This is a genomic window from Myxococcus dinghuensis (assembly GCF_024198235.1).
Lineage (GTDB): Bacteria > Myxococcota > Myxococcia > Myxococcales > Myxococcaceae > Myxococcus > Myxococcus dinghuensis.
Genome location: NZ_JAKCFB010000003.1, coordinates 493,593 through 508,233, shown reverse-complemented (window position 1 = coordinate 508,233; position 14,641 = coordinate 493,593). Strand labels below are relative to the sequence as shown.

Genomic DNA, 14,641 nt, shown 5'->3' with positions numbered 1-14,641 from the left:
TTAAGCCCTCCAGAGCCGATGGTACTCCGCGGGAAACCGCGTGGGAGAGTAGGTCGCTGCCGGATTCTTTTTGAGAAGCCCTCGTCGCCTCGTGCGACGGGGGCTTTTCGTCTTTCTGGGCCCTGGGCGCGGCCGGCGACTTCCCGCCCGGGGGCCTCGAGGCCCCCCGGGGCCCGCCGCGTGGCTTTCAGGGCACGCGCAGCACCACCTTGCCCACCGTCGCGCGTGCGCCTGGGCGGCTTCGGCCAGCTCCACCACCAGCCCCAGCTTCACGGACAGCCTCCGCGCCGCCAGTGCCCGGCCCAGGGCCTCGCGCGCCTGGGCTTGCACTCCCGGCGGGTGCGGCGTGCGCAGCCAATAGGCCGTCACCGTCAGCGATTTCTCATACAGCGACTCCACCTCCAGCGCCGGTGGTGGGCCGCTCGCATTCCCATACGCCACCACCTGGCCGAAGGGCGCCAACGACGCCAGGCTCGCGCCCCACGTCTTCGCGCCAATCGAATCCAACACCACGTCCACCCCGCGGCCCTCCGTCTCCCGGCGCACCCAGTCCGCCAGGTCCCGCCGCGCTCCGTGGATGAACACCGCGTCCGCCCCCACCTCGCGCGCCAGCTCCGCTTTCGCGCCTGTCGACACCGTCGCTCGAGGCGACATCCTGGATGGCGCGAGGATCGTTTCAGTCCTCTGCGCCGCGAATCTCCCTACCTCTCCCGATAGGGCGGGGTGGGCATACCCGGGGTGCTCCCTCGCGGATCAGGGCCTGCGCTCCTGGGGGGCCTCCGAGGATCACCTGGTGACGTGAGGGCGACGCCGCGAGGCCGTTCCTCCACCTGGGAAAGCGGATTTCGCAGGCCTTCCAGCCGCCAACGGACGAAGTCATCCGACATGGGCGGGCGGGGAGGCGTGGTGGGCAGTCCCAAAATGAAGTCAGGAGGTCTCAAGCTGTTGGATTCCTTGAGGATTCGGCCTCTTTCTGCTGTTTGACTCGCTATCAGACCTGGGTCTAGAGTCCCTTACTCCGCCCGGTCTGCGCTCCGCCTGCCGCGGTGCTCACGCCGGCTCCGGGCCGCTCCACGAGATGAAGAAGCCGACCCTTTTTGGGAAGTACCTGCTCCTCGAGCGCATCAACGTCGGCGGCATGGCCGAGGTGTTCATCGCGAAGGCCTTCGGCGTCGAGGGCTTCGAGCGCATCCTCGCCATCAAGAAGATCCTCCCCACGATGGCGGAGGATGAAGAGTTCATCACGATGTTCATCGACGAGGCGCGGATCAGCGTTCAGCTGAACCACGCCAACATCGTGCACATCCACGAGCTCGGGAAGCACGACGACACCTACTTCATCGCCATGGAGTACGTCGCCGGGCGCGACGTGCGGACCATCTTGGAGCGCTACCGGCGGCGCAAGGAGATCATGCCCACGGCGCAGGCGGTCTTCGTCGCCTCCAAGCTGTGTGACGGTCTCGACTACGCGCACCGCAAGAAGGACGCCCGCGGGCAGGATCTGCACATCATCCACCGCGACGTGTCGCCGCAGAACGTCCTCATCTCGTACGAGGGTGAGGTCAAGGTCATCGACTTCGGTATCGCCAAGGCCGCCAACCGCTCGCAGAAGACGCAGGCCGGCATCCTGAAGGGCAAGTTCGGCTACATGAGCCCGGAGCAGGTCCGGGGCATGCCCATCGACCGGCGCAGCGACATCTTCGCCGTGGGCGTGTTGCTGTACGAGATGCTCACCGGCGAGAAGCTCTTCGTCGGAGAGTCGGACTTCTCCACGCTGGAGAAGGTGCGCAACGCGGACGTCCCGCTGCCTCGCGAGTTCAATCCGAACATCCCGCCGGGGCTCGAGAAGGTCGTCCTCAAGGCGCTCGCTCGCGAGCCGGAAGAGCGCTACCAGTGGGGCTCGGACCTCGCAGAGGACCTGATGCGCTTCCTGCTGGCTGGGGATGCCATCTATTCGTCCAAGCATCTGTCCTCGTACATGAAGGAGGCCTTCGCCGAGGACATGCTCCGTGAGGCGGAGAAGATGGAGCGTTACGCCTCCATCGAGCGTCCGGATCAGATCGAGGCCTCGGGCATCACCGCGATTCCTCGCCCCGCGCCCGCGAGGCGCGCGCCGCCTCCCGCCGTGGTCGTCACCGGCCCCGCCGCGGGCCGCTCGCCCACCGCGCCCGCGCACCCGGCGCCGGGCTACATCCCTCCGCCCACGGCCGAGGAGATGGAGGAGATGGACGGCGTCTCCTCGGCCGACAAGACGCAGATCGTCGACTCGACGCAGACCTTCAGCTCCCCCGAGACGCGCGTCGCCGAGAGCAGTGTCCTGGTGGACGACAGCATCACCGGGCGCACGGAGAACCCCATCCAGAGCGGGGGCACTGCGGCCGCGTTCCCCTCGCAGGGCGAGGGTGGAAATCGTCGCGGCAAGAGTGGCCCGAAGGCCCAGGTCGTCATCTCCACGGATGACGAGGCCGAGCCCTATGCCGGCGCGACGATGATCGGCCCCGCGCCCACCGCGCCTCCGGGCCGCTCTCGCGTGGAGGATGAGGCGCCCGAGGAGACGACGGGCAACATGACCATCCCGGCTCCGGGTCGCGTCAACCGCGCCCAGGGGCGCAACACCGCGCCTCGCGTCGAGGAGGAGCCCGCCACGTTCGATGCCCCGATGGATGAGGGGTATCCCGCGCAGGACGACTACCCGCCCGAGGACGAGGGTGGGGCGTACGCGGACGAGTCCCAGGAGGTCACCGGGTCCCAGACCCCGGCCCCCGCACCGAAGAAGGCTCCCAAGAAGGCCGCGCCGGTTCCCAAGAAGCCGACGAAGGTGCCCTCGAAGGGTGGCGCGCAGGGTGGCGACGTCCTCGCGAAGCTCAAGAATCTGCCCAAGCCGGCCCTGTTCGGCATCGCCGCCGGTGTGGCCGTGTTGTTCGTGGTCCTGCTCGTGGTGGCCTTGAGCCCGTCCGGGGGCAAGGTCATGTTCCGGGTCTCCCCGGTGGAGGGCGCCGAGGTCCTGGTGAACGGGCAGAGCGTCCAGCCCAACATGTTGCTGTCGCTGTCCCCCGGTCAGTACGAGGTCGTCGCGAGCGCCCCCGGACACAAGTCCGAGAAGCAGTTCATCACCGTGACCGAAGGGGCGGAGCCGCTCGGCGTGTCGTTCAGCCTCGCCGCCGCCGGGGCGCCGCCCCCGGAAGCCAAGCCCGCCGAGCCTCCGACGCCGCCGCCTTCCACCGTCGTGGACCCAGGCACGGCCACCGCCCCACCGCCGACGCCCACGGAGAACACGCCGCCTCCCACCGAGGTGGCGCAGAACACGCCGCCGCCGACCCAGCAGGGGACGGAGGAGCCCGCGCAGCCCGCCGCGAATCCTGCGACCCCCGAGACCCGGCCTCCGCCGCAGCCCGAGGCGCCACCGCCGGCTCCGAAGACCGTCGTCGCCGTGTTCGAGGGCGAGGATGGCGCGGAGATCGCCGTGAATGGCAAGAGCGTGGGCAAGACTCCGGACGCTCGCTCGGCGACCCTGGAGGTCGGCAAGACCTATCAGTTCACCGCGAAGCTGGCGGGCTACAAGCCGTACGCCGGCAAGTTCCTGGCGAAGGGAGACGGCGAGGAGCAGACGGTCTCCTTCGAGATGGTGAAGGAGGCGCCTGCCCCGACCCCGGTCGCGGAGGCCCCCAAGCCGAAGCAGCCCGCGACCCAGCCGAAGCCGCCTCCGGCGCCCGCCGCGCCGCCCAAGGCCAAGGCCACTGGCATGCTGGCGTGCAGCACGAAGCCCGCTGGCGCGGAGATCATCGTCGACGGCAAGAAGACGGGGCGTCAGACCCCGGTCACCCTCGGCAGCCCCCTGGTGCTCCCGGTGGGCAAACGGAAGATCTCCTTCAAGCTCGGCAACAAGACGACCAAGCCGGTCGTGGTCTCCATCTCCGAGAACAAGATGGAGAAGCTGGTCAACGTTGCCATCGAGTGATCAACCGGGCATGCGCCGCGGCGTCGATTTGTTGAATGAAGTGGCGTCTGGCGCGGTATGACGCCCGGCCCGCGAAGCAACATGCTGAGGTGATGCGCCATGCAGACGACGCCCATCCGGGGCAAGGCAGAGGCCGGCCCCGCGCAACAGCCGTTTTCCTATCCGCTCCGTCGTGAGTTCGTCGAACCCGATTGGCGACGCATCCCGGGGTACAAGGACGTCACCCAGGCGGAGTGGGAGAGTTCGGTCTGGCAGCGGAAGAACACCGTCAAGAACATGAAGGAGCTCCGGGCGACGCTCGGAAACCTTCTGCCTGACGACCTGGCCGAGAGCATGGAGCGCGACCAGCGCGAGCGCGCGACGATGTCCATCCTCGTCCCGCCGCAGATGCTCAATACGATGGATTTCTCGGACCTGTGGAAGGACCCGGTGCGGCGTTACATGCTGCCGGCCTTCGCGGACCGACTGCTGGATTGGCCCAACCACCCCAAGGCCAGCCGCGACAGCCTCCACGAGCAGGACATGTGGGTCGTCGAGGGGCTCACGCACCGCTATCCCACGAAGGTCCTCGCGGAGATGCTCCCCACGTGTCCCCAGTACTGTGGGCACTGTACCCGCATGGACCTGGTGGGGAACGACGTCCCCCAGGTCAGCAAACATAAATTCTCCATCGGACCGAAGGAGCGGTACGAGCAGATGCTCGATTACCTGCGTCGCACGCCGACCGTGCGTGACGTCGTGGTGTCCGGTGGAGATATCGCCAACCTTCCCATCCAGCAGCTCGAGCCGTTCGTCAGCTCCCTGATGGACATCCCGAACATCCGGGACATCCGTCTGGCCAGCAAGGGACTGATGGCCATTCCCCAGCACTTCCTCCAGGACTCCGTGCTCGCGGGCCTGGACCGGCTGGCGAAGAAGGCGGTGGAGCGGGGCGTGGACCTGGCGCTCCACACGCACGTGAACAACGCGGCGCAGCTCACCCCGCTGGTGGGCAAGGCCGTGCGCAAGCTGCTCGACATGGGCTTCCGCGACGTGCGCAACCAGGGCGTGTTGCTGCGCGGCGTGAACGACACTCCGCAGCAGTTGCTCGAGCTGTGCTTCACGCTGCTCGACCACGCGAAGATCCTGCCGTACTACTTCTACATGTGCGACATGATCCCCAACAGTGAGCACTGGCGGGTGTCGGTCGCGCAGGCGCAACACCTGCAGCACGACATCATGGGCTACATGCCCGGCTTCGCGACGCCGCGTATCGTCTGCGACGTGCCCTTCGTCGGGAAGCGGTGGGTGCACCAGGTGGCGGAGTACGACCGCGAGCGGGGCATCTCCTACTGGACCAAGAACTACCGCACGGGCATCGAGGCGAATGACGCCGAGGCGCTCAACCGGCGGTACGAATACTTCGACCCCATCGACTCCTTGCCCGAGGCTGGCAAGGCGTGGTGGCGGGAGCAGACCAAGGCGGCGTGATGGATTCCCCCGCGCTTGCGGCGGCCCTGCCGCTCGAGCCCCGTTCCGCGCGCCCCTCGCTCAGTGCCGAGGGGCGTCGTCGTTTGTTTCCCCAGGCCACCGACGCGGAGTGGGCCGACTGGCGTTGGCATCAGCGCAACGCGGTGCGTGGGATGGCGCAGTTGGAGCGCTATGTCCCGCTGACGGATGACGAGCGCGCGGGCGTGCAGGAGACGTCCGCGCTGTTCCGCATCGGCATCAGTCCGTACTACCTGTCGCTCATCGACCCCGAGCACCCGTTCTGCCCGGTGCGGATGCAGTCCATCCCCGTTCGCGCCGAGGCTCGCGTGCGTCCCGGCGAGTTGGAGGACCCGCTCGGCGAGGACAAGACGCGGCCGGAGGAGTGCATCGTCCACAAGTATCCGGACCGCGTGTTGTTCCTCGCGCTGGATACGTGCTCGGTCTACTGCCGCCATTGCACGCGGCGGCGCATCACCCAGGGCGGCGTGGCGGAGCTCTCCAAGGAGCAGATGCGCCGTGGCATCGAGTACGTGCGCAACCACCCCGAGGTGCGCGACGTGCTCATCTCGGGGGGAGATCCGTTCCTGCTCACCGAGCAACGGCTGGAGGAGCTGTTGGCGCCGCTGAGTGAGATTCCCCATGTGGAGATGATCCGCATCGGGACGCGCGTGCCGGTCTGCCTGCCGATGCGCGTGACGGACGCCCTGGCGAGCACGCTGCGCCGTTACGCGCCCGTCTTCGTCGTCACGCACTTCAATCATCCGAAGGAGCTGACGCCGGAGGCCCGTGAGGCCTGTGAGCGATTGATCGACCACGGCGTGCCGGTGGAGAACCAGGCCGTGCTGATGCGGCGGATCAACTCCGATGCCCGCATCATCAAGGAGCTGTCGCATCAGTTGCTGCGCAGCCGCGTGCGGCCGTACTACCTGCACCAGATGGACGTGGCCGAGGGCTGCGAGCACCTGCGCACGCCCATCGAGAAGGGCCTGGAGATCATCCAGCAGCTCCGGGGCTTCACCACGGGCCTCGCGGTGCCACACCTCGCGGTGGACCTGCCGGGTGGTGGCGGCAAGGTGACGCTCCAGCCCGACTATGTCGTGGAGCGGGGTGAGAAGGAGACGGTGTTCCGCAATTTCAAGGGTGAGCGCTACGCCTATCCGGAGCCCGAGGAGACCGACTGCTCGTGCCCCTACGACGACACGTGGCGGCTCCGGGCGGAGCAGTTCGGCTACCACTCGAAGCGCTGACGGGCGGCCCGCTCTCCGTGGGCCGAGAACGATGCCCGGGGCGGTGCTCTCCGGGCTCGCGGGTTCACGTCGCCGCGCTCCGCACCTGAAGTCCCGTGAGCAAGTGCCCTCGCAACCGTCCGCGCTGACGGCACGACAGTGTCACTGAGCCAGGGGCTTGTGTCGACGCTGCCGCGGAGCTCTCTCGACATCCCGTGAGGCCCGCGCCCGCGTCCGCGCTGACGGCGCGGTGGGACCACTCGTGCGGCCAGGTCTGGCCGATACCGCTCGTCAGTCCGCGTTCGAGCTCTTCTTGCGCGAGTACTTCTTCTTCGCCTTCTTCGTCTCGGTGTTGGAGCGGTGCGGAGCCTTCTTGGCCGGCTTCACGCTTTCGTCCGTTCCAATCTGCACGGGGATGTTGTTCGTGTCGGCGGCTGCCTCGGCTCCCACGGCGCCACCACCTCCAGCGCCGCCGGCCTCCATGGCCTCGTCGTCACCGTCCTCGCCGTCTTCGTCCTCGACGGGGATGCCGATCTCCACCACGGGCGCGTCGCCCTCCAGGGACTCCAGCTCCACGGGGTTCGCGTTGCTGAAGCCCGCCTGGATGGTGACTTCCTTCTCCTCCGCGGGCTTGGCGGCCGCCTGCTTCGCGGACTTCTCCTGCGTCTCCAGCCGCTGATTCTCCGCCGCCGCGCGCTCGTTCCCCTCACGGCCCATCTTCGCGGCGAAGCGCTCGTACTCCTTGGCGCTCACGCCGTGCTTCTCCAACACCGACGCCGTGGCTCCCGCCTGCTTCGCCGCCTGCTGGCCGCGCTCCTCGTTCGACATCTCCGAGGATTTGCGGTCTCCGAACTCCGCGCTCACCTTCTTCATCGCCGCGGCTTCGTCTCGGCGAATCTGCGCGACCTTCTCGGGCGTGAGCTCTCCCCCCTCCGCCGCCGAGGCAAAGCCCGGAAGGACGAGGCACGCAGCCATGAGCAGGGACACGGGACGACGGGACATGAAAGACACTCCTCGGCGGTGACGACGACCCCGCATCTAATCACGCCACCCGGCGCCGGGTATCGGTCAGCCTGTCGCGCGACGTGACTTCCTTGGCTGTTGCCCACGTGGATTCCACGACTCCCCAGCCCTCGTCAGTGGGCAGGGCGGGTCAGCCGTTCTGACAACTGACGCACCCGGAGCGCGCGTCGGAGCACTGCTCCCGTCCCCTCGCGCAACGCGGTGGCAGGTCGTCCCGGTCCGGGTTGCGGTCCACCAGGGCGCAGAGTTCCTCGGCCACGCCGCAGGTCCGTGTCGCCACGTCGCAGCGGTCCTGGCAGGACGCGTCATCCTCGGCGCCATGGGCCCCGAGCTCCTCGAGCCTCGCGGAGGCGCTGTCGATGGCCTCGTCGTCCGTTCCCGCGACGCGGGTGTCCATGTTCTTCGCGCAGCCGGCCACCGCGAGGCTGGCCACGAGCACCCACAGGACCCGGGAACACACGCGCATGGGCGTCCCATAGCCCTCCTTCCTCACCTCCGTCCAGGGCGCCGCGTCCCCGACGCTCGGGGGACGACGCTTCCTTGGCTCACGGGCTCAGTGCCGGTCCGGCGTCGCGGCGGGGGGCTCGGGGGCGGGCGGGGGACGACGGGACGGCTCCCCTGGCCGCGACAGGTACAGGTACGCCGTCAACGCCAACAGCGCGGTGATGGCGAGCCGCCGCAGCCACTCCTCCCGGCGACGCTGGGGAGAGGCCAGATCCTCCTGCGCCGCCGCCTCCAGCCCCCGAGCGACCTCCTCCGACTGCGCCTGGAGGCGCCGACACAGCTCCACCCCGGGGACGAGCCCCGTGGGGACCGGCGAACCCTCACGTTCCAGCGCCGTGGTCAGCATCCGGGCCCAGGCCTCCTCCTCGTCGCGGCCCTCGGGCTCCCTCTGAGGGCTCTCGACCTGCCGCGCCAGCAGCACCACGGCACGCAGCAACTGGACGGAGAAGGCCTCGGAGGACACGCCGTAGAAGGCCGCGCAGTCCCCAGGGAGGTGGCCCGCCACCAGCCGGCGGTTGAGCAACGCGGCGGAACGGGGCTCCAGCGAGCGCAGGGCCTGGACGAAGCGAGGGGCGGTCAGGTGGGGTGGGGTAGGGACGCGGGGTGTCACGGGCGCGCCCATCCTCCCTCATCCGGCGGCCGTTTTCTTGAGGCGCGATCCCACCCTCCTACACTCCCAGGCCATGTTGCGACCTGTTGCACTGCTCCTGTTCCTGTTCGCCCCGCTGAGTGCCCGCGCCGTGGAGACGCTGCGCATCGCCATCGACGACACCGGCAGTGAGGTGAGCATCAAGGGGAAGGGGCTGGGCTTCGGGCCCGACAGCGAGGACGCGACCTACGTCCCCATCCCCACCGACGTGGCCACCGTGCGTCGCCGGGCCGGGAAGCTGGAGGTCAACGGCGCGCCCGTGGTGGGGGACTCGGTGCGCTTCCGCGCGGGCGTGAGCGCCGCGGGCGACGCGGGGGTTCCCGGCAGCGAGCCGCTCAAGGCGGGCAGCACCCAGGTGCGCGGCGACGTCGTCGTCCGCCCGCTGCGTGACGGGCTCCAGCTCATCAACGTCATCCCCTTGGAGGAATACCTCGCCGCGGTGCTCGGCAGCGAGATGCCCGTGTCCTTCCCGCCCGAGGCCCTCAAGGCCCAGGCCGTGGCGGCCCGCACGTACGCGCTCCAGAAGAAGCTGGACACCTACAGCAATGCCTTCCACCTGGGCAGCAGCGTGCTCCACCAGGTGTACGGCGGCGTCAACCGCGAGGACCCGCGCACGCGCGCCGCCGTGGACGCCACGCGCGGCCAGGTGCTCACCTACGAGCTGGCGCCCATCGAGGCCTACTTCCACGCCTCCTGCGGCGGACGCACCGAGTCCGGACAGGACGCCCTTCAGCGGGACCTGCCCTACCTCCAGCCCGTCGATTGCCCCTGTGGCCGGCTGGCCGCGAGCCGCTGGTCCGCCTCCATGTCCGACGCGGAGATCAAATCCGCGCTCAGGCACCCGGCCCAGGGCATGCGCGTGACGAGCCGCACGTCCACCCGCCGCGTGACGCGCGTGACGCTGGGGGACGGCACGACGGTGGACGGGGTGGAGCTGCGCCGCAAGCTCGGCTACACGCGCCTCAAGAGTCTCGACTTCGAGGTGGAGAGGACCGACGGGGGTTATCAGTTCTCCGGTCGCGGTTACGGCCACGGGGCCGGCCTTTGCCAGTGGGGCGCGAAGGCGCTCGCCGACAAGGGCCGGGGTTACGTGGAAATCCTCACCCACTACTACCCCGGGGCCGAGCTGCAGCACCTCTATTGACGTCCCCCACGTCCGGCGCGCTTTCCGTGGCGGCGTGGGGGCTGCTACAAGCGCCACCCCCGTGTCGTCCCGCCTCTCCGACTACGACTTCGACCTGCCCGAGTCCCAGATTGCCCAGGCGCCCCTGGCGACGCGGGACGCCTCGCGCCTGCTGACGGTGAGCCGCTCCTCCGGGGAGCTGGCGCACCGGCGCTTCTCCGACGTGCTGGAGCTGCTGCGCCCGGGCGATGTGCTCGTCCTCAACGACGCCCGCGTCATCCCCGCGCGCCTGCTGGGCCAGAAGGCGGGCACCGGGGGCCGCGTGGAGTTGCTGGTGGTGCGCCCCGCCGCCTCCACGCTGACCTCGGCGGCGCTCGGCGGCGCGCCGGAGTCGCTCGACTGGATCTGCCTGGGCCAGGCCTCCAAGGGGCTCAAGCCCGGCCAGCGCCTCGCGTTCGCCAGCGGCCTGGAGGCCGAGGTGCTGGAGGCCATGGGCGGCGGCGAGTACCGCGTGCGTTTCCACGCGCCGGCAGGGGCCTCGCTCGCGTCGCTGCTCGACGCGGCGGGGAGGCTGCCCCTGCCGCCCTACATCACCCGCGAACCCGACGCGGCCGACGCCGAGCGCTACCAGACGGTGTACGCGCGCGCGTCCGGCGCCGTGGCCGCTCCCACCGCGGGCCTGCACTTCACCGAGGCCACCCTGGCGGCGCTGGAGGCCCAGGGCGTGCGCCGCGTCCACGTGACGCTGGACGTGGGGCCGGGCACCTTCCTCCCCGTGCGCGAGGACGACCTGGACCGGCACCACATGCACCCGGAGCGCTTCACCGTGCCGGAGGCCACCGCGCGCGAGGTCAACGCCGCCCGCGCGGAGGGCCGCCGGGTGGTCGCGGTGGGCACCACGGTGGTGCGCACGCTGGAGTCCGCCACGGACCCGACCACGGGCCGGCTGCGCGAGGGCCCCGGCGAGACGACGCTCTTCATCCGGCCCGGCTTCACGTTCCGCCAGGTGGACGTGCTGCTGACCAACTTCCACCTGCCGCGCTCCACGCTGGTGGTGCTGGTGAGCGCGCTGCTGGGGCGAGAGCGGACGCTGGCCACGTACGCGGAAGCGGTGCGGGCCGGCTATCGGTTCTTCAGCTACGGCGACGCCATGCTGGTGTCGGAGTGAGTCCTCATGGGTGAGCAACAGCAAGGACAGCAGGCGGTGACGGGCGCGGCGGCGCGCGAGCGGGGCGACACGCGGGTGGCGCCGGGGCTGGTGCGCTACGAGCTGCTCCACGAGGACGCCTCCGGCACGCGCGCGCGCCGGGGACGGCTGCACACGCCGCACGGCCCCGTGGAGACGCCCATCTTCATGCCCGTGGGCACCGTGGGCAGCGTCAAGGGCGTGGGGCCGGACGACCTGCTGACGCTCGACGCGCAGATCATCCTCGGCAACACGTACCACCTGATGCTCCGCCCCGGCGAGGCGCTGGTGGGGGAGATGGGCGGCCTGCACCAGTTCGTCTCCTGGAACCGCCCCATGCTCACCGACAGCGGCGGCTTCCAGGTCTTCAGCCTCTCCGAGAAGCGGAAGATCACCGAGGAGGGCGCCACCTTCCAGTCCCACCTGGACGGCGCGCGGCACTTCCTCACCCCGGAGCGCTCCATCGACATCCAGGAGACGCTCGGCGCCGACATCATCATGGCCTTCGACGAGTGCCCGCCCTCCACCGAGGACCGCGGCTACCTGGAGAAGTCCCTGGCGCGCACCACGCGCTGGCTGCACCGGTGCGAGCGCGCGTGGACGCGGGGGCGCTCGTCGCTGTTCGGCATCGTCCAGGGCGGCCTGCACGACGACCTGCGCAAGCGCCACGCGGAGGAGGTGTGCGCCGTGGACCTGCCGGGGTACGCGCTGGGGGGCTACTCGGTGGGGGAGACGCCGGAGGCGATGCACGCGGGCGTGGCGTACTCCGCGCCGCTGCTGCCCCGCGACAAGCCCCGCTACCTGATGGGGGTGGGGACCCCCCTCGACCTGGTCACCTGCGTGGAGCACGGGGTGGACATGTTCGATTGCGTGCTGCCGACCCGTTGCGCGCGCAACGGCCTGCTCTTCACCTCGGAGGGCAAGCTCACCATCCGCAACGCGGCATTCGCCAAGGACCCGCGGCCAGTGGACCCGGCGTGCGCCTGCTACACCTGCCGCAACTTCAGCAGGGCCTACCTGCGCCACCTGTTCGCGGCGGGGGAGATCCTCGCCATGCGCCTGAACACCCTGCACAACCTGCATTACTTCCTCGGCCTCATGGCGGACGTGCGCCGAGCCATCGCCGAGGACCGTTACGCGGCCTTCGCCCGCGAGTTCCGGGCGAGGACACAGGCACAGGAGGCCGAGCGGACCCGTGGTCGCTGAGCGACCGGATGGAAAGCCGGGCTTCCCTCGTTCACTTGCTCACATGGGCCCCCCTTGCTAAGAGGGCCCCCTTTCAGGATGGGTTCCTCGGCTACCGTGGGGGGTCTCCCATCCCAAGCCTTCCTCAACCGACACGAGGCAGTCAGTGTTTGAGAGCTTTTTGATGCTGGCGCAGGCCGGGGGCGGGTCCAGCCCGATTCAGCCCCTGTTGCTGGGCGTAGGTGTGGTGGCGGTCATGTACTTCGTCATGATCCGCCCCCAGCAGAAGCAGATGAAGGAACACCGCAACCTGCTCGCTTCGCTCAAGAAGGGGGATGAGGTCGTCACCGCGGGAGGAATCCTCGGGAAGATCCACCTCGTCGAGGAGCGGGCGGTGCTGCTGGAGATCGCCAGCGGCGTGCGCATCCGCGTGCTGAAGACGTCCATCAGTGCCAAGGGCACGGTGGCCGAAGGCGCCCAGGCGGCGCCCGCCGAAGAGAAGAAGGACGAGAAGAAGAAGGAGGAGAAGTAATGGACCGCGGCTGGTGGTGGAAGTTCGGAATGATTGTCGCGGTGACGCTGGGGACCTTCTGGTTCCTCATCCCGACGTATTACTCGCTGGTGGTCATGGATCGTGACCAGCGCAACAACCTGGCGCTGCTGCAGGAGCGGCTGCCGGCGTGGGCGCCCCCCGCGAAGTACAGGCTCAACCTGGGCCTGGACCTCCAGGGCGGCATCCACATGGTGATGCGCGTGGACACGAAGACGGCGCTCCAGAAGCGGACCGAGCGCCGGGGCCAGCAGATCGCCACGTACATCGCCGACAAGAAGCTCGGCGAGGTCACGGCGGATACGGATCCGGAGAAGCTCCAGCTCACCCTGACCGCGAAGGACCCGGCGACCATGGACGCCATCGAGAAGGACGTCCTGGCCACCTACGGGGACTTCAAGCAGGTCCGCCGCGACGGCGCGACGCTGGTGCTTGCACCGGACGAGTCGCAGACCAACCGCTTCCGCGAGGAGGCCGTGGACCAGGCGATGCTCGTCATCCGCCGCCGCATCGACAAGTGGGGCGTGGCGGAAGTCGACGTGCGCAAGCTGGGCACGGACTCCATCCAGATCTCCCTGCCGGGCCGCAGCAACCCGGAGCAGGCGAAGGAGCTGGTGGGCACCACCGCGCAGCTCGAGTTCCGGATGGTGGATGACTCCAACCCCCAGTTCTTCGCGCAGATGTTCCAGAGCAACCCGCCGCCGGCCGGCAGCAACATCACCCTGGCCGACGAGGGTGGCTTCCCGCAGTTGCAGGCGCCCACGCGCGAGGCGCTGCTGGACTACACCAAGGGCAAGGTGCCGGAGAACCGCGTCGTCCTCACCGAGTGCATCGCCAACCCGATGAAGAAGAACGAGTGCACCTCCTACCGCACGTTCCTCCTGGACAAGAACGTCCCGTTGACCGGCGAGAGCCTGGCGGGCGCGGACGCGTCCGTGAGCCAGATGAACGAGCCCGAGGTGAACATCGCGTTCGACGCCGCGGGCGCGCGTGAGTTCGAGAAGCTGACCGAGGCGGGCGTGGGCAAGCGCATGGCCATCGTGCTGGACGACAACGTCCACACCGCGCCGAACATCAACGAGAAGATCGCTGGCGGCCGGGCCCGCATCACCATGGGCCGCATGGGCGCTCGCAGCTTCAACGAGTGGCTGGGCGAGGCGCAGACGCTGGCGCTGGTGCTCAAGGCGGGCGCGCTGCCCGCGCCGGTGACGGTGGGCGAGATTCGTCAGGTGGGCGCGAGCCTGGGTGACGAGCTCATCAAGAAGGGCAGCCTGGCGGCGCTGATGGGCCTGGGCCTGGTGGTGGCCTTCATGGCCCTCTACTACCGCAAGGCGGGCCTCATCGCGGACATCGCCCTCATCCTCAACGGCCTGCTCATCCTCGCGGGTCTGGCGTTCTTCAACGCGACGCTGACCCTGCCGGGCATCGCCGGCTTCGTGCTGACGCTGGGCATCGCGGTGGATGCCAACGTGCTCATCAACGAGCGCATCCGCGAGGAGCTCAGCCACGGCAAGAGCGCCAAGGCGGCGGTGGACCAGGGGTATGATCGCGCCTTCTGGACCATCTTCGACGCGCACGTGACGGCGCTCATCGCCGGCTTCATCCTGTTCTTCACGGGAACCGGGCCGGTGCGAGGCTTCGCCACGACGCTCATCGTCGGACTGTTGGCGTCGCTGTTCACGTCCATCGTCGTGACGCGCGTCATCATGACCTACTTCGTCCACGGTAAGAACGCGCAGTCGGTGTCGGTCTGACCGGCGGGAGCAC

The 14,641-nt window shown here is 69.3% G+C and carries 11 protein-coding genes, 1 rRNA gene and 1 pseudogene; 9 read left to right on the top strand and 4 right to left on the bottom strand.

Going from position 1 to position 14,641, the window contains the following annotated elements:
* Positions 1-65: ribosomal RNA gene (gene rrf / locus LZ198_RS43830) — 5S ribosomal RNA — on the top strand; the annotation flags it as partial.
* A 166-nt stretch (positions 66-231) separates the two neighbouring features.
* Here rrf and LZ198_RS43825 read toward each other — a convergent pair.
* A pseudogene (locus tag LZ198_RS43825) lies at positions 232-654 on the bottom strand (zinc-binding dehydrogenase); the annotation flags it as partial.
* Positions 655-1,078: 424 nt separating this feature from the next.
* Here LZ198_RS43825 and LZ198_RS07030 point away from each other — a divergent pair.
* The 3 genes from LZ198_RS07030 to LZ198_RS07020 all read left to right on the top strand — a co-directional run bounded on the left by LZ198_RS07030 (position 1,079) and on the right by LZ198_RS07020 (position 6,675).
* A complete protein-coding gene (locus LZ198_RS07030) occupies positions 1,079-3,958 on the top strand; it encodes a serine/threonine-protein kinase (protein WP_253971096.1) in 2,880 nt (959 codons plus the stop codon).
* Between the two features lie 99 nt (positions 3,959-4,057).
* Complete coding sequence (locus tag LZ198_RS07025; RefSeq protein ID WP_253971095.1) at positions 4,058-5,428, top strand: KamA family radical SAM protein; 1,371 nt, start codon at positions 4,058-4,060, stop codon at positions 5,426-5,428.
* Positions 5,428-6,675, top strand: coding sequence for a KamA family radical SAM protein (locus tag LZ198_RS07020; RefSeq protein ID WP_253971094.1), 1,248 nt, complete (start codon positions 5,428-5,430; stop codon positions 6,673-6,675). Before LZ198_RS07025 ends, LZ198_RS07020 begins: the two co-directional genes overlap by 1 nt.
* Positions 6,676-6,945: 270 nt before the next feature.
* Here LZ198_RS07020 and LZ198_RS07015 read toward each other — a convergent pair whose 3' ends face one another.
* The 3 genes from LZ198_RS07015 to LZ198_RS07005 form a co-directional block, all read right to left on the bottom strand.
* Positions 6,946-7,656, bottom strand: a complete 711-nt coding sequence (locus tag LZ198_RS07015; protein WP_253971093.1) for a hypothetical protein — start codon at positions 7,654-7,656, stop codon at positions 6,946-6,948.
* 151 nt (positions 7,657-7,807) lie between these two features.
* On the bottom strand, positions 7,808-8,143 hold the full coding sequence (locus LZ198_RS07010; protein ID WP_253971092.1) for a hypothetical protein: 336 nt from the start codon (positions 8,141-8,143) through the stop codon (positions 7,808-7,810).
* A gap of 87 nt (positions 8,144-8,230) precedes the next feature.
* Positions 8,231-8,791, bottom strand: coding sequence for a hypothetical protein (locus LZ198_RS07005; protein WP_253971091.1), 561 nt, complete (start codon positions 8,789-8,791; stop codon positions 8,231-8,233).
* A 73-nt stretch (positions 8,792-8,864) separates the two neighbouring features.
* On the opposite strand from LZ198_RS07005, the gene LZ198_RS07000 reads away from it, so the two are divergent.
* The 5 genes from LZ198_RS07000 (at position 8,865) to secD (ending at position 14,628) form a co-directional block, all read left to right on the top strand.
* Complete coding sequence (locus LZ198_RS07000; RefSeq protein WP_253971090.1) at positions 8,865-9,974, top strand: SpoIID/LytB domain-containing protein; 1,110 nt, start codon at positions 8,865-8,867, stop codon at positions 9,972-9,974.
* A gap of 61 nt (positions 9,975-10,035) precedes the next feature.
* Entirely contained in the window at positions 10,036-11,121 is a 1,086-nt protein-coding gene (gene queA, locus LZ198_RS06995) for a tRNA preQ1(34) S-adenosylmethionine ribosyltransferase-isomerase QueA (protein ID WP_253971089.1), read from the top strand.
* Positions 11,122-11,127: 6 nt separating this feature from the next.
* Complete coding sequence (gene tgt / locus LZ198_RS06990) at positions 11,128-12,345, top strand: tRNA guanosine(34) transglycosylase Tgt (RefSeq protein ID WP_253971088.1); 1,218 nt, start codon at positions 11,128-11,130, stop codon at positions 12,343-12,345.
* A gap of 145 nt (positions 12,346-12,490) precedes the next feature.
* Positions 12,491-12,856, top strand: a complete 366-nt coding sequence (yajC, locus tag LZ198_RS06985; RefSeq protein WP_253971087.1) for a preprotein translocase subunit YajC — start codon at positions 12,491-12,493, stop codon at positions 12,854-12,856.
* Complete coding sequence (gene secD / locus LZ198_RS06980) at positions 12,856-14,628, top strand: protein translocase subunit SecD (protein WP_253971086.1); 1,773 nt, start codon at positions 12,856-12,858, stop codon at positions 14,626-14,628. Before yajC ends, secD begins: the two co-directional genes overlap by 1 nt.
* The last annotated feature ends 13 nt before the right edge of the window (positions 14,629-14,641 follow it).